At 30.2% G+C, this 22,394-nt stretch carries 16 protein-coding genes; 6 read left to right on the top strand and 10 right to left on the bottom strand.

Annotated features, from left to right (window positions below; all coding sequences use genetic code 11):
• Window positions 1-7: 7 nt before the first annotated feature.
• The gene (locus PVA18_RS03530) at window positions 8-988 is read right to left on the bottom strand and encodes a hypothetical protein (protein ID WP_052692817.1); all 981 of its coding nucleotides are present in this window, start codon (window positions 986-988) and stop codon (window positions 8-10) included.
• A gap of 292 nt (window positions 989-1,280) precedes the next feature.
• On the bottom strand, window positions 1,281-2,450 hold the full coding sequence (locus tag PVA18_RS03525) for an aspartate aminotransferase family protein (protein ID WP_045805053.1): 1,170 nt from the start codon (window positions 2,448-2,450) through the stop codon (window positions 1,281-1,283).
• Between the two features lie 146 nt (window positions 2,451-2,596).
• On the opposite strand from PVA18_RS03525, the gene PVA18_RS03520 reads away from it, so the two are divergent.
• Window positions 2,597-4,009, top strand: coding sequence for a sensor histidine kinase (locus PVA18_RS03520; protein ID WP_045805052.1), 1,413 nt, complete (start codon window positions 2,597-2,599; stop codon window positions 4,007-4,009).
• 301 nt (window positions 4,010-4,310) lie between these two features.
• Complete coding sequence (mutL, locus tag PVA18_RS03515) at window positions 4,311-6,395, top strand: DNA mismatch repair endonuclease MutL (protein ID WP_045805051.1); 2,085 nt, start codon at window positions 4,311-4,313, stop codon at window positions 6,393-6,395.
• A gap of 760 nt (window positions 6,396-7,155) precedes the next feature.
• On the opposite strand, the gene dprA is transcribed toward mutL, so the two are convergent.
• The 5 genes from dprA to PVA18_RS03490 all read right to left on the bottom strand — a co-directional run bounded on the left by dprA (window position 7,156) and on the right by PVA18_RS03490 (window position 14,341).
• Window positions 7,156-8,280: a DNA-processing protein DprA gene (dprA, locus tag PVA18_RS03510; RefSeq protein WP_045805050.1), complete on the bottom strand. Its 1,125-nt coding sequence runs from the start codon at window positions 8,278-8,280 to the stop codon at window positions 7,156-7,158.
• 331 nt (window positions 8,281-8,611) lie between these two features.
• Complete coding sequence (gene fabF, locus PVA18_RS03505) at window positions 8,612-9,880, bottom strand: beta-ketoacyl-ACP synthase II (protein WP_045805049.1); 1,269 nt, start codon at window positions 9,878-9,880, stop codon at window positions 8,612-8,614.
• 14 nt (window positions 9,881-9,894) lie between these two features.
• Complete coding sequence (locus tag PVA18_RS03500) at window positions 9,895-10,170, bottom strand: acyl carrier protein (RefSeq protein WP_024071848.1); 276 nt, start codon at window positions 10,168-10,170, stop codon at window positions 9,895-9,897.
• A 570-nt stretch (window positions 10,171-10,740) separates the two neighbouring features.
• Window positions 10,741-12,486 (bottom strand): hypothetical protein, encoded by a 1,746-nt coding sequence (locus tag PVA18_RS03495; RefSeq protein ID WP_045805048.1) that lies wholly within the window; start codon window positions 12,484-12,486, stop codon window positions 10,741-10,743.
• A 958-nt stretch (window positions 12,487-13,444) separates the two neighbouring features.
• Window positions 13,445-14,341 carry a hypothetical protein gene (locus PVA18_RS03490; RefSeq protein ID WP_434431846.1) on the bottom strand — a complete coding sequence of 299 codons (897 nt, stop codon included), beginning with the start codon at window positions 14,339-14,341 and terminating at the stop codon, window positions 13,445-13,447.
• Between the two features lie 366 nt (window positions 14,342-14,707).
• On the opposite strand from PVA18_RS03490, the gene PVA18_RS03485 reads away from it, so the two are divergent.
• Entirely contained in the window at window positions 14,708-17,323 is a 2,616-nt protein-coding gene (locus tag PVA18_RS03485; RefSeq protein WP_045804443.1) for an ankyrin repeat domain-containing protein, read from the top strand.
• On the opposite strand, the gene rpmG is transcribed toward PVA18_RS03485, so the two are convergent.
• Window positions 17,301-17,471 carry a 50S ribosomal protein L33 gene (gene rpmG / locus PVA18_RS03480; RefSeq protein ID WP_082058901.1) on the bottom strand — a complete coding sequence of 57 codons (171 nt, stop codon included), beginning with the start codon at window positions 17,469-17,471 and terminating at the stop codon, window positions 17,301-17,303. The genes PVA18_RS03485 and rpmG overlap by 23 nt on opposite strands.
• Window positions 17,472-17,669: 198 nt before the next feature.
• Here rpmG and PVA18_RS03475 point away from each other — a divergent pair, with 198 nt between their 5' ends.
• From PVA18_RS03475 to PVA18_RS03465, 3 genes are read left to right on the top strand one after another with little or no spacing between them, the layout of a single operon-like run.
• Window positions 17,670-18,377 (top strand): phosphatidylglycerophosphatase, encoded by a 708-nt coding sequence (locus PVA18_RS03475; RefSeq protein WP_045804444.1) that lies wholly within the window; start codon window positions 17,670-17,672, stop codon window positions 18,375-18,377.
• Between the two features lie 4 nt (window positions 18,378-18,381).
• Window positions 18,382-18,861: a disulfide bond formation protein B gene (locus tag PVA18_RS03470; protein ID WP_180384228.1), complete on the top strand. Its 480-nt coding sequence runs from the start codon at window positions 18,382-18,384 to the stop codon at window positions 18,859-18,861.
• Complete coding sequence (locus PVA18_RS03465; RefSeq protein WP_045804446.1) at window positions 18,845-19,357, top strand: demethoxyubiquinone hydroxylase family protein; 513 nt, start codon at window positions 18,845-18,847, stop codon at window positions 19,355-19,357. The genes PVA18_RS03470 and PVA18_RS03465 overlap by 17 nt, the downstream gene beginning before the upstream one ends.
• A gap of 426 nt (window positions 19,358-19,783) precedes the next feature.
• Here PVA18_RS03465 and mnmA read toward each other — a convergent pair whose 3' ends face one another.
• Window positions 19,784-20,887: a tRNA 2-thiouridine(34) synthase MnmA gene (gene mnmA, locus PVA18_RS03460; RefSeq protein ID WP_045804447.1), complete on the bottom strand. Its 1,104-nt coding sequence runs from the start codon at window positions 20,885-20,887 to the stop codon at window positions 19,784-19,786.
• A gap of 424 nt (window positions 20,888-21,311) precedes the next feature.
• A complete protein-coding gene (locus tag PVA18_RS03455) occupies window positions 21,312-22,325 on the bottom strand; it encodes a pilus assembly protein PilT (protein WP_045804448.1) in 1,014 nt (337 codons plus the stop codon).
• Between the last annotated feature and the right edge of the window lie 69 nt (window positions 22,326-22,394).

Raw genomic sequence — 22,394 nt, 5'->3', positions numbered from 1 at the left:
GCAGCAGCTAATAATATATTTTCATTGTAGAAGTGTGAGGATCACTCTCAACATGATCTACGAAGCTACTAACACCAACAGAGTGAGCCTGACTTTTTTCAGCTTTGCTATCGATATACTTTTCTATAAAGAACGCCGCAATAAACGCAAGTACTGTTATCAGTTCTAAACAGAGTACAGCAGTATTTTGAAAACTATAAATATCCTGCATTTTTCCACCAAGTGATAGTGCTTCTAGAACATGACATATACAATGAACTATCTCAAAAGCTAAAATAACAGCACATAGGATTGTGAAACTACGAGCTCGTCTCTTTTGTTTCTCGGAGTTACCTGTTTCGCGTGATATATTTGCATCTACTAACCTTAAAATACAAGACAGGATACCTAAAAAAGGTGCAGTGACTGATAAGAATAAACTTAGTTGTTCAAGTGCTGGGTTACTACCTATAGAAAGCATTGTTAATGATACGACGGAGACTATGACCCACATCAATTGTGAAATAATAGTAAAAGAATTCTCAGAAATTTGAATATTAGCCTGTTTTTTTATTAACTTACCACGTTCTGTGGAGTCATTTATGCTTTCCTCATCTGATTCCTCATCTGATGTTTCTGGTGAATTTTGAGTGAGTTTTTTGTTATTTACTGATTCTTTTATTGCCATTACTGAACTGACAATCATGACCAATGCAGCTATTGTATAGATAATATAAAAAGCAGCGGCTACCATATGTTTAATGCGCTCAGAGACAAAAACATGAGTTGATATCAAATTGAACATCGAAGATGCTGCGTCTATTACTAGTGCAATAAAAGAGATCATTACAAATAATCGCCCATAATACATCCCTGCGCTAGTCTTACGTGATTTTAAAGGTGTGTATTTACTTGAAACCCTTGCCACTCCCCCAGGATGACATGTACTTGAAGCACGTACCAATGGCTCAAAATTACATGACCATTCCATATTTTCCATTGCTACCATTAGCTTTATACCATATTAATTTAAAAATATCTAAGATGACCACAAACGTATGTGAACACACAATACAAGCATATGTTAAAGCGTACCATATAAATTATGAAACATCAAGTTGGTTTTTATTGATAATACTTACTTTATAGTCAATTTTTTAATGTACTAATAATTTTGATACTGAGTTATTTTTAATTGTAACATAACCATTTATTTATAAGCTAGTAACGTACAGCTCACTAACTCATGTATTATAAGTTGCCAGCATTTATTAAAAATTTGAAACACCATGTAAGTTTTATTAACAGTGTTTATCTTGCAAATAACTTTCTAATATAGCAATACCTTCATCAATTTCTTGTTGAGTAATTGTTAAAGGAGGCATTATTCTTAAAGTATTACCGCTCGCAGCGCTAGTTAATAATCCGTAACTTATTAACCCACTCATTAATGCTCTACTGTCAGTGTTAACTTTTATCCCTATCATAAGTCCCCTACCTTTTATTTGTTCAATTACTGGAAACTTATTAGCTAAGTCCTCTAGTCTTTTATATAGGTAATGACTATTTTTAGTTACATTGTCTAAAAAACCATCTTTTAAAATTTCTTGAACTACAGCCAGGCCAATAGTAGTTGCTAGCGGATTCCCTCCAAAAGTAGAACCATGCATGCCAAGACCCATAAACTGAGCAGCGTTATTAGTTGCTAGAGTCGCTGATATAGGGAAACCTCCACCTAATCCTTTTGCAAGACAACATATATCAGGAGTTACTCCGACATATTCATAAGCAAAAAACTTTCCTGTTCTTCCACTTCCACATTGTATACAATCGAAAATTAATAATATATCATTTTGATCACAGATTGTACGTAAGTCTTTTAAAAGAGAATCGTCAAGTACATTTATTCCACCTTCTCCTTGTATAGGCTCTACTAATATTGCACATGTGTTTTTGTTAATTGCATTTTTTATGGATGTGATATCAGGATTTACATTATCAAACCATTCAACATATGGTTTAAGTAAAGGAGAGAATTTACTTGGATCATTTGCTGAACATGCAGCATATGTTCTTCCGTGGAAAGAGCCTTTTATTGTGATGAATCGATGACGTTGAGTATTACCTTTCCCACATTGATATGACTTTGCTATTTTTAAGCAGCACTCTACGGATTCTGCACCTGAATTCCCGAAAAATACTTTGTCAGCAAAGCTGATATCTACTAATTTTTGTGCTAACTTTATAGCTTCAGGTATTGTATATATATTTGATAAGTGCCAAAGCTTTTCACCTTGTGTTTTTAATGCATTTACCAATGTTGGATGAGCATGTCCTAAGGAACTGACCGCAATCCCTGCATAAAAATCTACGTACTTCTTTTCATTGTAATCATATAAGTAAACTCCTTTCCCATGTGAAAAAGTTGTGCTAGATGGTGCATACACTGGTAAAATTACTGAATTAGTCATTTAAATTTCCTTTAAGATTTTAAAGCTAGATAGCAATGCAAGCTACGTGCGTTATGATAGCATGATATTGTTATAGGTCAACTAAGAAAAAGTTTATAAATAGTACCATATACATATTATCATGATATGGGTGCTTGGATGTATATATGAAATATTTTCGAATTTTGTTGTTAGTGTTTTTGGTTATTACTTTGTTTTTTGCAGTTGGTTATACACATATATACCTGAGGGATGATTATCTGTATGAAATGTCAAAAGAAATCAATCTGAATATTAAAGCAATACTTGTTAATTCTGTTATCAATAAATATGTTCAATTGTTAGCAAAAGCTCCAAGTCATGTAGCGACCAATACGTACTATATGAATTTACTAATAAAATTACGTGCTGAATTTCTCAAAGCTTTAGGTGGAGTAAAAGATTTTCACGTTATTTTATATAATGTAGATGGGAATGTTATATTTTCTAATAGAAGTAGTGAAGATATTGCAGATCAAGATCTACTGTTGTGTTCTGAGGATATGAATTTATTATTGAAAGGGGAATATGTAGATCATAAGATTAGTCATGGTGCAACTATTGCTTCTATATTTCCTATATTCTCATTGTATGATAAAGATAGTAGTCCTTTGATGTTTTTGAAGATAATTAAAAATTCAGAGAATTTATCTAGTGTTATTGTAAACTTTTATACTGTATTTTTAGTAGTAGTTGTACTAATCATTATTATATTTGTTGTTGTCACTTGGTGCATATATTATAGAAATACAAAGATGCTAAGTAGGCATTATGATGCTAATTTAAAATTAAAAGAAGCGAAAGAAGTAGCAGAACAAGAAAATATAAGTAAATCACAGTTTCTTGCAAATATTAGTCATGAGTTGCGTACTCCATTGAACTCTATTATTGGATTTTCGGAGATGATGAAAGCTGAATCTATGGGTGCTATAGAGAATATTCATTATAAGGAATATATAAATGATATTCACAATGCTGGTGTCCATTTATTGAGCTTAATTAATGATATTTTAGATTTTTCTAAAGCTGAAGCTGATAAATTAGTAGTAGAATTTGTAAAATTTGATCTAGGAAAAATTGTTTCTTCCTGCTTTAATATGATGCTTCCAAGAGCTGAGCAGGCAAAAGTAAAACTTGAAAAAGTATTACCACCTAATAAGGCTGTAATGATTGCAGATCCTAAAAGAATGAAGCAAGTGATAATTAATTTGTTGTCTAATTCAATAAAATTTACTCCTGAAAATGGATGTGTAAAATTAGTAGTAGAATATGATCTTGAAGAGGAAGTAGTTATTATTGAAATTATTGATAATGGTATAGGTATAGCACAGCAAGATTTGTATAAAGTTATGTCTATTTTTGGACAAGTGGATAGTAGACATGCTCGTAAATATGAAGGTACAGGATTGGGGTTACCATTAAGTAAGAAGTTAGTTGAATTGATGAATGGAGTGTTCAAAATAAAAAGTGAGCCTAATTTAGGTACTATAGTAACATTAACGTTCCCATATACTGATGTGCTTGAAGAAAAAGGTTTTTAGTGGTTTGTAGTTCTATTGATGAAGTAGAGAATATCATATATGCTGTTTTTATTAACAGATAGTGCATTGCTTTAAAGTAGTGTTAAGTATATGGGGTGGTTTATATGTACTATTTTTAATTGTAGTAAGTTATGTAGGTTGATAAGATTAAGTCTTTACGTATTTCTAAGGAATTGTTGTATTATAATAATAATAAATTGCTGGATGATTTATATTTAGATATTTAGTGGTTGTATTACTAAAAAATACTTGTTGTTCCTGTACGTTTGTAACATATTGTTTCAGTTATTAGTGTTAGCATATGTCAATTATACTATTAGATCCTAGAACAATTAATAGAATTGCTGCAGGAGAAGTTATAGAATGTCCAGCCAGTGTAGTTAAAGAATTAGTTGAGAATTCAATAGATGCTAAAGCTACTGTTATTAGTATTACAATAGAACGTGGAGGACGTAACTTAATAATTGTTAGTGATGATGGGATTGGAATTAAAAAAGAAAATATGGAAATTGCATTTGCTCGTCATGCGACATCTAAACTTCCTGATGGTGATTTATCTAAAGTCAGATCTTTAGGGTTTAGAGGGGAAGGGTTAACTTCTATTGCGGCTGTTAGTAAAGTAAAAATGGTTTCAAAACATCAGGATTCTGATACTGCATGGTTAATGGTATTTGAAGGTGGAGAGAAAACACAAGAGTTAACGCCAGATGCACTTTCTTGTGGTACTTATATTGAAGTAAGAGATTTATTTTTTGCTACACCTAATAGATTAAAGTTTCTTAAAACAGAAAAAGCAGAAATTCAATCTATTATTGATATGATTAATAAGCTGGCTATGGTAAATCATGGTATAATGTTTTCATTATTTGTTGATAACAAGCAGATATTTAAGTATTTAAAGCAACAATCAAATATTGATAGATTATCTGAGATAAAAGCTTTGGGAGTGGAGTTTTATAAAAATTCTTTACCAGTAGTAAGTGTAGAAGAGAAGGGGATTCAATTGTCGGGGTATATTGGATCTCCTACATTAAGTCGCAGTAAGTCAAGTCTTATATATACTTTTGTTAATGGTCGCCCTATTTATGATAATTTACTGATAGGTGCAGTGAGATATGCTTATAGTGATTTTATAGAAAAGGATAAATATCCAGTTGTTGTATTGCATCTTGATATTCCATGTGATCAAGTTGATGCTAATGTTCATCCAAATAAATCTGAAGTAAGATTTCAGGATAAAAAATTAGTATATAGAACTGTAGTTAATGCAATTAAAGAAGCATTATCTGTCAACATAAATATGAAGTTAAAGTCTATTGGTAAACTTGAAAATGATCATTTTATTCAGAACAATGTTGCTAATATGAGAAACTCACAAAACATTGGTAATAATGTTTCTTCTGAATTTTTTAAGCTTCTTCAAAATAAGAAACAATTGTTTAATAATAGTATACAAAAACATAGTTCTACAAACATAGATGCGGATGGTCAATCTTTATCGGATAATAGTAGTTATTTTTGTAAAGATTCAAGAACAATAGCAGATAAGCTTGAAGAGGAGAGAATTGGTGACAATTTTGAAAACCCTAATGACAAGAAAAAACCTGGAGTAGAAACTAGTAATTTGGGTATATTAAAAGAGAATAAAGATCTTGTTAGTGTAGCTAACGATCTTCTACAAGAGTCCTCTGATATAAATAGTAATAAGTTTAGTGTTATAAGTAATTCTGTTGATTTAGAATTAATTGATACATTGAACCCGAAAAATCATCAAAAAATACCAAACAATTCATTAATTGATACTTACCCATTAGGTTATGCTTTGTGCCAAATACACAATAGGTATATTATCTCTCAAACTCAGGATTCTATTGTTATTGTTGATCAACACGCAGCTCATGAGAGATTAACTTATGAATATATGAAGCAAGTTATGGAAAAAGAGGGGATAAAACGTCAAATACTATTGATGCCTGAAATTGTTGAAATGAATAGCCATCTTGATTTGGAACTACTTGTTGAATATAAGGAAAAATTATTAAAACTTGGATTACTAATTGAACCACTTGGTAATATGTCAGTCATAGTACGGGAAGTCCCAGCAATTTTTGGAAGTTTTGATATTAAATCGCTTGTTGTGAATATAATTGATAGTGTTATGGAAATAGGTGATACTTTATTCTTAGATGATAAGATTAAGAATATATGTGGTACAATAGCATGTTATAGTTCTATTAGGAGTGGTAGAAGATTAAAGGTTGAAGAAATGAATGCTATTTTAAGAAATATGGAAAATACTTCACATTCTGGACAATGTAATCATGGTAGGCCAACTTATGTAGAATTGAGTTTAGTTGAAGTAGATAAGCTTTTTGCAAGGAGATAGACGGTTTTGTGAAAGAGTGTACGTGTGAGTTTGCACAATTTAATGTTGCCTAGTGACATCTAGTTTTTTTATTGTCATGGTTATGGATAAAATAATTGGTATAGCAGTTTATAAGGTTTATGAGGTTAGTAACTAGAATCAGCTTATCTTAGCAAGATATTTAAAATATTGTACTATGTGTGATAAATATAGAATTTTGTATTAATTATCTACTTTTACCAAGTTGGATTGTAGAGTAATTGTATAAGAAAATTAGTATAAGTATATATGAGATAAATTCAATTTTATGAAGGTATGAATTATGTTCATTCACAATAGATAGGATGTATATGTTTTTATCAGGTGATTTTCAAAGTAGTCTTGAATTTGTATATTTAGAAAAGGTTGGTATACATTTTTATGGGTATTTCTCTATGGCTATATAAAAGTAACTTGCTTATATGAGGTGCTGAGAAAAATAATTTTATTAAAGTATTGATTTTATAGATCTTAAAGCTTGCTTCTATGTTGAGACAATTTTATTGTGAGAATCTTGCTATTTTTTAGTTTGTGTGGTTAAGTAATAGCTTCTTATATGAGGTGCTGGAACAAAATAATTTTATATAAAGTATTGATATTTATAGATCTTAAAGTTTGCTATATGCTAGAATAATTTTGTTATGTAGAACTTTCTATTATTACATGATCTGTATAATATTTAACAGTGACTTACTTGTGTAAGATGCTGAAAATGTTGATTTTTTGAAATCTTGAAATTCTCTTAATGTACTAGAGCAACTTTATTGTTAGGAAATCTTTCTATTTTTTTTGATGCTTCTAGCTCAACTAATGCTGTTAGAATACTACTTATATTCAAATTGGTAAACTCAATAATTTCTTCAATTTCAGTTGGGCTATGGGTAATATACTGCAAAATCACGTCTTTTGCATTATTGATTTCATGGAAATTATTGCTACTTTTTGTTATATTATCGAATAGTGGGTACTGGGCATGGGGTTTGTAACTGTTAAATTGTAGACTTTCTATTATATCACTTGTAGATTCTACTAATTTTGCTCCATTTTTTATTAGGCTATTGCTTCCTCTGCATCTATGATCGAGTGGTGATCCAGGGACTGCGAATACTTCTCTGTTTTGTTCTAAGGCAAAATTTGCTGTAATAAGTGATCCTGATTGTATGGAAGCTTCAACAACTACTACTCCAAGTGATAATCCAGAAATTATGCGATTACGTTGTGGAAATAATTGAGCTCTTGGTAATGTAGAAAAAGGAAATTCTGTAATTATTAATCCTCCTTTGTCTATTATGGTATTATATAAATGTGTGTTTTCTTGTGGGTACACTATATTGATCCCACTTGCCATTACAGCAATTGTTGGTAGTTGATGCGAAATTATATCATGTGCGGATTTATCTATTCCTCTTGCTAGTCCGGATACTATGACGAAGCCAGAATTAGCTAATTCATATGATAGCTTATAAGCAAAGGTTTTTCCATTAATTGAAGGATTCCTACTTCCTACGATTCCTATTATTTTTTCTTTTAATAAGAGTGAATTTCCTAATACTGTTAGAACTGGGGGGTAATCTTGGATGTTGCGTAGGATTTCTGGGTAGTCTTCGTCAAATGCTGTAATTATTTTACCACCGATCTTGCTAGTATTTTCGATCTCTAATTCTGCTACTTCAGTAGAACATATATTGTCAATTTTATTATTGATTCTAGATTTTTTTATTAAATTTGGTAGGACTTCTAGTGTGTGTTGACAAGTTTTATATAGCTTAATTAGGGCATAGAATGTTGATGGCCCTATATTTTGTGTCCTTATTAATCTAAGACATGATATAAGTTCTTGATTCGATAATTCTTTCTTGGTTTGCATAGTGAGTTTTATATTTATATTTAATAATATAAATTAAAATATTAATTAATAATAATCAAATAATTAGTAATACGCGAAAGTAATATTATAATTGGTATTGTTTGTTTATACATATTTTTAGATATGTAGATTTGATGCTTATTAAATAAACTCATATAATGAGCATATGTCATGCTAGCATTTTAACTAGCTGATACAAAACAAAATAATCAAGCTTGTACATGTTAATAAGAAGCAACTTAATGCATCAATAACATGCTTAGATTAATAAGAAAAAAATATAAAAACACAAGGTCATATATTGAGATGTTATAACATACCCAAAATGATTTTATACTTTACCAAACACCAAAGATACATTTACTCCGCCAAATCCAAAAGAGTTAGACAAACAATAATTAACCTTGTGTTCCTGTGTATTAAGTGGCACGAGATTTAATTGTGGATCTTCGGAAGACTCATATAGATTTAATGTAGGTGGAACAATTCCTGTATTCATAGCAAGTATACAAAATATAGCTTCAACACTTCCTGCTGCTCCAAGTAAATGCCCTATAGAAGATTTAGTTGACGATATTGGAATTTTATATATGCTTTCTTTGAATACATTTTTTATTGCTTGAATCTCTGCACTATCTCCTATAGGAGTGGAAGTCCCATGTGCATTTATGTAATTTATAGATTCTGGGCTTAATTGTGCACTAGATAATGCTAACTCCATAGCTTTTGCTCCACCTTTCCCTTCTGGATGAGGTGCTGATATGTGATATGCATCTGAAGTCATTCCATACCCTAACAATTCTCCGTATATTTTTGCTCCACGTTTTTTTGCATGTTCATAATCTTCTAGCACAACTATCCCTGAACCTTCTCCCATGATAAACCCATCCCTTTGTTTATCCCAAGGACGTGATGCTAATTCTGGGGTATCATTGAACTTTATTGAGAGTGCTTTCATAGCTGCAAATCCTGCAATCCCTATACGACAGACTGCACTTTCCGTGCCACCTGCTATCATTACGTCTGCCTCGCCAGATTGAATAATTCTTGCTGCATTGCCTATGGCATGTGCTCCTGTTGAACATGCAGTTACTACTGCATCACTTAATCCGTAAAATCCATACTTAATAGATATGTGACCAGATACTAAATTAATTAAGCTTGCAGGAATAAAAAAAGGACTGACTCTTTTTGGGCCACGATCTTGCAAACATATAACAGTTTTCTCTATAAATGGAAGTCCACCTATTCCTGATCCTACTATTATTCCTACTCTACTATGGTCAAGGTCTTTATAATCTAGTAGGTTAGAGTCATTAACTGCTTGAATAGCAGATGCTATACCGAAATGAATAAAAGTATCCATTTTTTTTAAATCTTTCCCTGATATATAATCTTCGGCATCAAAAACGTATTCTTCGGATTCAGACTTCATTGTTACTTGGCCAGCTACTTTACAGTCAAGGTCAGATGTGTCAAATCTATTTATTTTCCTTATACCTGAGATTCCTTTAGATAAAAGATTCCATACTGTTTTCACATCACTACCCAAGGGAGTGACTAAACCTAACCCGGTAATAACAACTCTCTTTTTTGTCATAGAAGGTACTCCTATTAGTTATTACTCGATAACTTATTACGTATATATTCTTCTATTTTATCTATAGTTTCAAGTTCTTGTGCTTCTTCATCGGAAATTTCTATGGAGAAATGGTCTTCTAGGCACATTACTAAGTCTACAAAATCAAGACTATCAAGATTTAAATCTTTTGCTAAATTAGTGCTACCAGAAAGGGTAGCCTTCTGTTCATCTTTAAGCTTTAAACAATCAATCACGATTTTAGTCACAGTATCTTTCACAGATTCTAACTTTTCGTCACTACTTTCCATAATTTATCCATTAAAAATTGAAATCATACATATTATTAAATATAAGTTTGCAAAAACGAATGTCGTAAATGTTACACTAACACGCGCAATATTAAATTTACAATAATAACAATTTAAAAGCTCAATAGGGTGAAATTTTTGTAGTGATTTTATCAATTGAAACAAAAACCATACCTACTGCTATCTAATATATAACATACAAGTATAAGAATCAACTTATTTAATCTCTAATTATTGTCACATCAATTTGATATTTTTAAGTATTTACCCTAAATGTATGTGTAGTTATAAAATACTTATATGAAGAAAAAGATATTTTTAATTTCTTTTATAATATTTAAATAACCATAAAAACATACTTGTTTTGTAGGATACTAAGATATTGTTTTTATATATACAATTGTAATCAATATGAACTAAAATTCTACTTAAATAGTTAGATTTATTATGTACCTGGTTATGGATAACGTATGCCATTATTGACCAATGGTATTTTAATTAAATATAATGTTCACTTGTGACATTGTACTCCTGTGATCTCTGTTGTTGTCACATTGTTAAGTATTCTATTCAGCATTTTGGTTGGGTATTATTAAATGAATCATAATTAGTGGGGTTTGTACTATCTTGATAATATAATATATGATTTGGAGTTTGTGCAGTTAAGTTATAATCATCAGTGTTAAGTTTTCTTTTTTTATGGGGTAATGGTATTCTTGTTTGAACACCACTTATAAATGGCTCATCATTTCCTGGTTGAGTATTATTAAATGAATCATAATTAGTGGGGTTTGTACTATCTTGATAATATAATATATGATTTGGAGTTTGTGCAGTTAAGTTATAATCATCAGTGTTAAGTTTTCTTTTTTTATGGGGTAATGGTATTCTTGTTTGAACACCACTTATAAATGGCTTATCATTTCCTGGTTGAGTATTATTAAATGAATCATAATTAGTGGTGCTTGTACTATCTTGATGATATAATATATGATTTGGAGTTTGTGCAGTTAAGTTATAATCATCAGTGTTAAGTTTTCTTTTTTTATAGGGTAATGGTATTCTTGGTTGAACATCACTTACAAATGGCTCATCATTGATTTTGAAAATGTCTTTATTACCTAAGTTTTGACTATTATGTTTATTATATGTGTAGTCAGCGGTATGTGTTATTGATTGAGAGGTAGATTGATTATATGTGTGATTGATATTCTGCGTTAGTAATTTAGCATAAGAAGCAGCAGTGTTATTTTTTTCCTTGATGCTAATATTTATATTATATATGTTATTTCCTTTCAGTGGTTGAGTGCTTTTATTAAATGGATATAAAATTCTTTCATCTCTATTGTATAAAAATTGATAAATCAAATTAGTGTTGTTTGGTGGTTGGTAGGTTGAACTTCTACTTGAAAATATCTTTATGTTGTGTTCTGTGTTGCTTATATTTTGTACTTTGATATTTGTTAGTAAGAACGTGGTTAGGTAGTAGTGCCCGTTACTGTTGTGAGCAACGTATGTAGCTTTATTATTCTCTATTGTTGTATTAACTAGCACTAGATGTTCTAGCGTCTTGTAATTAGGGTGAAGATATTTGGACAGCTGTATTACGTTGTGTACCAAGATCTGTTGCTTTATCTTAATTTGTAAAAATTTAAGATTTGGAAAGTGACTTATAATAGAAATTGGGTAATTTTCTAAGAATAAGTATTCTATCTGGTCAGCAGTAAACGTGCAATCATTGAATTTGCCATATAGCTTACTATTCACTAAAAGTGCACTGGGAACTCTGCCTTTGAGAATTAATATTCTTAGGTTATATAGTTGATTCAAATACTCTGTAAAAACTTGATTATGTTTTTTCCATATGGGTTCTGCATAAAGTTCTAGAAATACTAAATTTTGTAAATGCATATGTGTATAACGATTGCTTTCATTAATACGGTGTATACTGTGATTATGGATGTTATAAGATTGAGAACACTTGGTTTCTATTATTCCTATAACCAAGAGTTCAAAGACTTCTTGGATGTGCAAACTCTCATAAAATTTGTTTTTAATACGGTTTAGTAATGAAAAGTTTATTAAGCATTCTGTATTGATAATTTGTATTTGAGGGTATTGTTTAGTAGCATCTTTATAGTTTTGATAGAGTTGTTGAGGTGTTATGTGATTGATGTTTTTAGACACAAAATTGCAGAGTGACTCATTTTTGCTTCCTTGATGTTGATAAAAACTAAGATGTGGCATTTCTGATATCTTCAGTATTTTTTTTAATATATGTTCCAGGTTGGTGTATCTAATAATTTCATATGGCATAGTAATTCTTTAAGATTTTTAATATTATTCTAATAAAATTTCATAATTTTTAATAAAAGTCAATATTTTAAAAATATAGTAATAAATATTAATTTTTTGATAAAGACGAAATGTAGTGTTTTATTTTATTAGTATAATTTAAAACTTTTAAAGTATGCTGGATGTTTTATTTATTAATTTATAATGTTGTGACAAGTATGTTATTACGTGAGTATTGTAGTTGTGTATAGTTTTGATATATATTTTCATAATTTCTTGATAGTGGTTAATGTCTTGCTATGTTTTTTATGTGGTGTTATCTATTTTTAGATTATCAGAGTTTGTTGTTTTAATATAAATAGGCATTAACTTTCATTTTTGTATAAGCTCAGTTGGGTATATGTGCTTGTTATGCATCGTTTCTTTTAAATCTGGCTATAGCAACATGCTGTTGGAAAAAATAGCTACTTTTAATTTGTATAGTGGAATTGCTAATGAATTTTATTTATTAGAATATTATTTTAAGTTAATAATCAAAATGCGTTAAACCTCTTACATTGTGATAAAATTATTAGTTTGATTCTATGATGTGGTGTTAATTTGACTATGTACTATGTAAAATGGAGTGATAGATACTTTTATACACTGATCTGGTAGTTATTATTAGACACATCTTACACTATACCAAAACTAGAACATGATATTAATGAAGAATCTGTTAACTTACCGACACAATCTACCTCTCAATCAATGATACATACCGCTGAACTAACACAGGTAATCAACATAGTACTCAAAACTCAGGGCTGTAAGTGGTCAAACCGAGAATGCTAAAAAGCTTGCTGTAGCAATTTTATAGCATTATATGAATGCATTGGATGTTTATGATAAAGATTTTATGAGTGTCAATATACTAACTACATATACATCTATTATACATGTGTATTAGTTAGCATATTGATAAATATTATCTCTTGTGCTATCTTGTGAAGGTACGTTGATGTGTATTTACGGGTGAAATGTGAGTAGTGTATAGTTGGTTGTTATTGTTTTGAGCTTGTTCATCCATGACATTGTGGATGTCTTGCATTTCTCTAGCTTCTTCATTTAAATCGTTTTGAGCTTGTTCATCCATGGCATTATGGATCTCTTGCATTTCTCTAGCTTCATTTAAATCGTTTTGAGCTTGTTCATCCATGACATTGTGGATGTCTTGCATTTCTCTAGCTTCATTTAAATCGTTTTGAGCTTGTTCATCCATGACATTGTGGATGTCTTGCATTTCTCTAGCTTCATTTAAATCGTTTTGAGCTTGTTCATCCATGGCATTATGGATGTCTTGCATTTCTCTAGCTTCATTTAAATCGTTTTGAGCTTGTTCATCCATGACATTGTGGATGTCTTGCATTTCTCTAGCTTCATTTAAATCGTTTTGAGCTTGTTCATCCATGACATTGTGGATGTCTTGCATTTCTCTAGCTTCATTTAAATCGTTTTGAGCTTGTTCATCCATGGCATTATGGATGTCTTGCATTTCTCTAGCTTCATTTAAATCGTTTTGAGCTTGTTCATCCATGACATTGTGGATGTCTTGCATTTCTCTAGCTTCATTTAAATCGTTTTGAGCTTGTTCATCCATGACATTGTGGATGTCTTGCATTTCTCTAGCTTCATTTAAATCGTTTTGAGCTTGTTCATTCATGACATTGTGGATGTCTTGCATTTCTCTAGCTTCATTTAAATCGTTTTGAGCTTGTTCATCCATGACATTGTGGATGTCTTGCATTTCTCTAGCTTCATTTAAATCGTTTTGAGCTTGTTCATCCATGGCATTGTTTGTATTATCTGTGACATTAATGTTTCTATTTTGTTGCACATAGTTGCTATTTTGATTGTTACCTATCATAATATTTTTTTGCTTGTGGAATTGTAGAGTATTAATTATTGATAATTAAAATTAATAATATCAATTTTTATATGAAAATTTTAAGTTATTTATTAATAAAAGTCAATATTTTTAACTAGTTTTATTAATTAATTGTTTCTTAAAAGTTACATCTTTTTAAGATTTTGTGACTAATAAGATGATCTTTACATTTTCTATAATGCAGAGATCACTGTTAAGTGTTAATTCACAATATTATTTGAAGTTGATGGTTTTTGCTTTAGCACAATTATTAATATATATTTCATGATATTAATTTATACAGAATATCTCTAAATAAATATAGAGATAGTTAATATGTTTAATGGTAATATACAACACTGTAAGGACAATGGTGCAGCATCAGGTGAGGTACAGCAATATTCTGAGAATATTGTTGTATTATCCAAAGAAGAACTGGAACAGTTCAATCAGTTAAAAACTCAAGGTATCTCTCCTAGCCGAATTGTTGCTCTAAACAAATTATTAGCAGATGCATTAGTAGATAATAATTTTTCAGTTTTTTTCCAAGGACTTTCGTCGCTTTTAAAATGTGGAAAAAAGGAAAGGATTAGGCGGAATTGTCAATTTATTATATATCAAAACAGTACAGGATATTATGTTATTGTAGACAGTGTTCAATCAGTTCGTGCTCTAGAAGGGCGAGTTGTAGGAGGTCGTATTTACGTCTGTGATCTTGGTAGTTTAGGTTTGATATTTCCTGGTAATTCATCTGAAAGGGATGAGTTTCTTAGATCAATCTTTAGTAGTACTTTTAATCAAGAAAAAAGTGTAATAAGTCAAGTTGCTTGCGTATCTTCTCATAGCAATAATGTAGCTTATAATGTAATAGACTTTCGTAAAGGATCATTACAGTATGCATTAGAACATGGAGATTTAGCAGCAGTTAGCATAATATCTAGTTCTTTAAGTCAATTTAAAGAATGTAATGGGGAATTAAAAAAAGTAGCTAAAGGTGCATTAATCCAAATAATAGAGCAACAAGAAACAGTTTCTAATACTTTGTTAGAATGTGCTAATTCTCTACTAGAGTTCAAAACTGATAATCTTAATTTGAAATCTGAAGAAGATCGATTGCTACAATTAGAATTAGAGAGGTTTGTTTCTTGTATACGCAGTAATCACAGTTTATTGCATAGAATATGTAAAGCATCGTATGAAAACATAGTAAAAGTAATAATTCATATAGAGTTAGGGGAGTTAGACAAGAAAGTAGATCCTAATGAGTCTCATCTATTAAAGGCCTATCATGAACGTATTCTGGGTATGGGTTATGGCCCTGATCGTGATAGCATTATGTCTGTATTGGTACAGTCGGATAGTGTAAATCTATTGAAGAGTTTATTTGATAAATATAAAGTAGATGTTAATGCTGTTAACTCGTATGGTTATACAGCACTGCATTTTGCAGCTGTATACAATGCAAAGAAGTGCGCGAGATTTTTGTTAAGTAAATCAAATGTTGTTCTAAATTCTGCGAAATCTGGATTAACACCATTGCATTTGGCTGCAGGAAGTAATTCATTTGCTGTGTTAAAATTGCTGATTAAACACAATGCAAATGCTGTAAATGTTCGAGATCATATGGGCAGGAATATAATGCATCATGCAGCTCTTGGCAATCATATAGATAATTTGCTATTATGTATAAATATTGGTATGAATGTTAACAGTCAAGCAACTGTATATAATGATACTGGTGGAATTGATGAATTGAACAATAATGCTAGAAGTTGTACACCACTACATCTTGCGATTGAAGAAGGCAAATTAGAAGTAGCGAGTTGTTTATTGTCATGTCAGGATATAAATTTATCAGTTAAGAATACCGAAGGTTATACTCCAATTACTACTGTAGATCATAATGGTAATAGCTTACTACATCAGGCTGTTATGGCAGGTAGTGTAGAGTTATTATTAAAGGCGTTACAGTTAGGTTGGCAAGAAGTTATTTTAGAAAGAAACCGTGCAGGAAAAACAGCTTTTGATCTTACTATTGAAAGAAATAACATTGCATGTGCTGCAATATTATTCCCTTACTTATGCGAGCAGGTAAAATATGAACCTAACCTCTTAAAGGACATTTTGTTACTGACAGATGAGAATGGTAATTCTTTTTTGCATCAAGCTGTGGCAGCATGTAGATCTACTTTGGTAAAAAAGATACTATCTTTTTATGATGTTAATGTAATGAGTGTCAATACAGATGGAGACACACCATTAGATATTGCTATCAGAGTTGGTAGTGTAGAGATGGTAAGTCTTCTAGTTGCAGATAATAGACAGAGTTTATTTTCTAGAAAAGGTGATAGCTATGTGATGGAATTGATGAAGAAAAATTTACTGACTGCAGAAATTTATCAAACGATTAAAAGGAGAACTTTAAAGAAAGAAAGGTATTGCCATTCTAAATTAGCTATATCATTAATATTAACTTTTGCAGTAATTACATGTGCTGTTGTACTGTGTATAATGAAGTTTCAAGATGATTTACGTAGTATATTTGGGACAATTGTTAGAGCAGGATATGGAAATACATTTATTATGGGTACTGCTGCTTTGGTGCTGTCTATAATTTGGATAGGTTGTGGTATAGCTGGTGGATTATGTATTAAATTGAAAGCACGTGAGAAGTTCCTACGTATGGAAATTAGTAATACACGCCTTTCTAACACTTTGGATGACTTAGACTCTGTTAACAGTGAAAGCAGTAGCAATAAATATATAAGAGCGTACATGAACGAAAGATCAACACCATCAGAATCATCAGATGAATATGATAGCGAAGCGCGAATATTATCATCCAGCCTGAGATCAGAAAAATATAAGGCTATAAAATCAAAAAGGTTAAGTAATGTTTCATTGTTGGATGTAAGCAAGGAAATGAAGATTACCTCAGCTTCTCTTCGGTGAACAACACATGTTTTTTTGCTACAGGATCATATTTCCGGAAAGAGAGCTTATTAATTAACTTCTTGGGATTGCGCTTCTTTACGTAAAAAAAACCAGTCTTTGCACTGCTTGCTAACTTTACAAGTAGAGTAGAACCTTTTTTAGCCATAAACAATAAATACACTTAAGTAATAACTAACTAGAGCATAGTAGTAAATTACTAACAAGTCAAGTGGCTATTTACTATTAATAAGATGATTTATATGTTGTTAAGTGACATTAATTACATTTTATATTTTCTTTTCATCAGTTAAAGAGTAAGATTTGTTTTTAATTAATTTATAATGTTCACAATTAGTGTTGGTCTATGTTAGTTTCTTGGCTTCAAATTTTAATGAGAATTATAGGTAAGGTCTTACCTACTAGATTAATAAGCACTTTTTTAGGTACTGGGTATTTACCAGCATGGCAAAATCATTGGGCTGCAGTGTTGTCTTTAATATTAAGTTATATATTATTTTACTTAATATATGGGATGTCCTATGTGTCATATGGTCTATTAGTAACAGGAGCTGTAATAGCATCATTTTTTTTAAAGGTGTCGTTAGTGCTTTTGATCATAGCTGTGATATCGATCTTTGTATTTCAATCTAATAATTCTACTGATGATAGAAGTGATATAATAGTAGTACAGATAGCATTAGGACAACTTTTGGTAGTTGGGTTATCTATGCCTCCAATACTTGCGGTATATAACTACTTAGCAATATTTTATGGCAAAATATGTAAAAGTATTTTTATGTGTCCTGCTTGGGTTAATGATTTGATACATTTTTTAATGTTCTTTTTAGTCCCTTTTGTATTTTTTAATATTATCGACATAATAAAACCTTGGCCTATTTCTAGGTTACAAATATCATATAACAATTGTTTTTCAATAATCGCTGAAGGATTGGTATTAGTTGTTTATACATTGATAGTGATGTATCTTGTGGCATTTATATGTTTTAACTTAACTGTTTATGATGCAGTAGCCCTTAATAATTACATTTTGACTTTGATGAAATTTAGGTAAAATAATGAATGTGAAGAAGAATTATGGTGTAATTTTACTTTTTATAGCAAGTATTATTGCATTGGGTATAGCGTATATAGCTCAATATTTGTTTGGTATGTCTCCCTGTAAGTTATGTATATATGAGCGTATACCGTATTTTATTACTATTGGATTGTTTATTATATATTTATTTAAACCATTCAAAGTTATTTCTTTTTTGGTGTACTTATGTTATATGTGTAATATATGCGTTTCAGGTTATCATGTTGCTCTTGAACATAGTTTGGTAGCAGATATTATAGGATGTACAGATAGTATAAAATCTTTGAATTTTGATGATCTGAAAAATGCTTTACTAAATGTAATTACAGTAGTATCTTGTGATCGCCCTAGTATTGTATTTATGGGATTGTCTCTGGCAGAGTGCAATCTTATATATTGTGTGCTATGTTTAATATTAGGTGTTTATTTATTTGTGAAGCAGTATGTTACAAAAAGATAATCTATTAGAGCAGGCTATTCGAGTAAATCATGCTGGTGAATATGGGGCAGTATGTATATATTCTGGTCAGGAATTTGTTTTTCGTAAAATGTCTGTTGCTCAGAAAATTGTTGAAATGAAGAAACAAGAACAGAAACATTTTAGTTATTTTGATTCTTTAATAAAAGATAAAAGAATACGTCCTACAGTGTTTTTACCAGTATGGCATGTTATGGGAGTAATGTTAGGTATCACTACGGCTTTAATAGGTGAAGATGCAGCTATGGCTTGTACTGTTGCTGTAGAAGATGTAATAAGTGATCATTATCGAGATCAAATAACAATGTTAGATGATGGTGAGTTAAAAGATAAGATTATTCAGTTTCGTAATGAAGAGATAGAACATCATGATACTGCTATGTTTCATAATTTTGGTAATGCTAGTAACTATAGGGTCTTATCTTTTTTTATAAAAAAGGCATGTAAAGCTGCTATTTGTATTTCTAAGATTATATAGCGTTTCATTATGTTAATTTACTTGAAGTTAGTAGCAAAAGTGTAGTATGAGTAGATAATTAATATAATTATGCTAGCTGTAGTTATTTGTTGTATTGTTTAATTTTAAATGTAAAAAGATGTAAGAATCTATTGAGTGCTTAATAATAGAAGTGTCTTGGAATAGCAATAGAATTAGATTACTATGATATATGTCTGTAAGCATTTTATGTGGATTAGTATGATTTGTTATACTAGTGCGTGTACACTTTAATATTAAAAGTAATAATATTGTGATATAAGCTGTAGATACTTTTGTAAGTAAACACCGGATGTATGTATTATTAATAATAGCATTTTAATGAGCTTCTTAATAAAATTTATAAGTTTGTAAGAATTCATTTAAATGGATATTAAAAGATGTTTTGAAAATTAAATGGTGGTAAATTTAATATATCCAACCTCCTCCTAACATTCTATTTCCATCATAAATAACGCATGCTTGTCCAGGAGTTACCGTACAATATGTGTCGTGTAATATTATAGTTGCTGTATTGTTATCGTTTGGGTAGATTATAGCTGTGCTACCTGAGTGAGATGATCTTAATTTTACTTTAACGTTTAATCCGTTACATGGAATTTTGTCTTTAGCTAACCAATTTATCTTTTCTATGTGTAGCTTGTTTTGTAGTAGTGCAGATTTAGGACCTACTATGACTTCATTAGTATTTGGGTTTAATTTTATGACGTATAATGGCTCTTTAGAAGATAATCCAATACCTCTTCTTTGTCCAACAGTAAAATTTACTATGCCATTATGTTGGCCTAGTATGTTCCCATTAATATCTACAATATTACCTTTTTTTATAGTTTGTGGTCTTAGTTGTGCAATTGTGGTTTTGTATGTGTCTGTAACAAAACATATATTTTGGCTGTCTGGTTTGTTAGCTATTGATAAGTTAAAATATTCTGCTAATTTTCTTATGTTATCCTTATGAAAATTTCCTAGTGGAAATCTAAGGAATTTTAACTGTTCTATTGTAGTTGCAAATAGAAAATAACTTTGATCTTTTTTTGTATCTTTACTTGAGTATACGTATATATCATCATCTTGTTCTACTTTCCTAATATAGTGGCCGGTAACTAGAATATCTGCTCCGAGTGATTTTGTGGCGTTAAGTAAATCTCTAAATTTGATAACTTGGTTACACTTTATGCATGGTATAGGAGTTTTTCCTTGCGTATATATATCTATGAAATCTTCTATGACTTCTTCTTTAAACACTTTTTCGTAGTTAAGAGTATAATGGGGGAACCCCATACTTAATGCCACTTGTTTTGCATCTTGCGTGTCTCGACTACCACAGCATGTACCTTTCCCAATATTATCGTTGTATAATTGTAGAGTGATTCCAATAACTTTATATCCTAATTTGTGGAGTAGTGCTGCTGCCACTGAACTGTCAACCCCACCAGACATAGCAACAACTGCAATTGTTGATGAAGGTGGTTTGTTTTTAACCAGTGGATCTATTTTGAAATCATTAAGCATTGTTCATGAAATATCTTTTTGGCATTATAACATGTAATTTTGATACATGAAATATGTAATTCATTGTTAATAAGATAGATGTTGTTTCAGGTGCCCATCATGTCTATTGTGTATTTGATATTGCTTGTGAGTTTGTGTCCTACTTTGTTAGATGGATATTATTCGGAGTGGTATTATTTTATATTGTAATACTAGTATACTATTAAAAGTTTTCAATTGACATGAGGTTGATAAAGTAGTTGTTGTAATTTGAGAATAAGACAACTTTGTTAGAGTAAGATGTTTATTTTGATAAATGTTAACTCCTATTATATGTATTATCTTGTATTGTAATTAATGTATCGTTAAAGATTTACGTTGGTATGGTTCTATTATATCAAAGTTATTAGTATGACTTTGGATTTGTGAAAGTTTCATGTAATGATTAAAAAAGATCATTATACTCAGACTCGGTATATAATTGGTTGGTATTTGATAAGTTTTTTAATATGTTCTGTACATCATGGTAATGTATTTGGTTTTTTTCTATCAGCTGGTTGATTTTTTTTATAATGCCTGAATTTTTAATTTCTGGTAAATTATCTTCTATAATAAATTTTTGTATCGTAGTGTCACACTCTATAATTTCATGTAGATATAAGTTGTCAGAAGATGTGTTATTTATAAAAACTTGTGTTATTATAGCTATTAAATGTGTTGATAGTATTTTCAAAATAGATTCTCTGTGTGGAAATAACACTATAATTCCTTCTAAAGCACATAAACATGAAATTGCGTCAGTGAATGCTATAGCTAATAATCCCATATTGATACACATAATGGCTGTGCGTACTAAATTGACATTATTAAAATTACTAAAAAATACAATATCGGCTGCTTGATTTTTAATAAACGTAGGTTCAGCTTCTGATAAATTATATATACTAATTAATGCTTTATTGGATTTTGGAATTAGTACTTGATCATTGCTGAAAATTAGTACATGTTTTTTTTGATTATTATTAATCTGATTCAACATAAATGATAGAATGTTGCTATTACATATGTTTCCGGTAAGTAATAGTAATCCTTTTGAATATAGACTAATTATTTTATGTAATTCTTTTTCAAATTCTGGGGCTGCTGTGAATTCATTTTTTATAATATCAACTATGATTTTGACAGACTGAGTAGTATGTGAAATATGTATATGTAGCTGATAAGATTTATTAAAGTTAAGTGTTGTATTAAAAAATCCTTGTGCCAAGTATATATTGTACTCTTCTGCTTTTAATATTGATTTTATAATTTCTTCTATTTCTTGTCTATATAAGCTTTTTATTTGAAGGAATTTTATGTTGTTGTATCTTCTGATAGCTGGTGGATTGTTTGAGGTTAAGTATAAGTAATCGGAAGAATATCCTATAGAGGATTGTATTAATTGCTTAAAAAGTAACATATATTATTATTCTAACATCATTATCAAAGTTGTAGTATATGAATTTATCATAAATCTATTTATATGTTA

It is taken from the genome of Ehrlichia muris subsp. eauclairensis, assembly GCF_051097115.1.
Lineage (GTDB): Bacteria > Pseudomonadota > Alphaproteobacteria > Rickettsiales > Anaplasmataceae > Ehrlichia > Ehrlichia muris.
The sequence above is the reverse complement of the archived record's forward strand: the minus strand, read 5'-3'. Positions and strand labels throughout refer to the sequence as shown.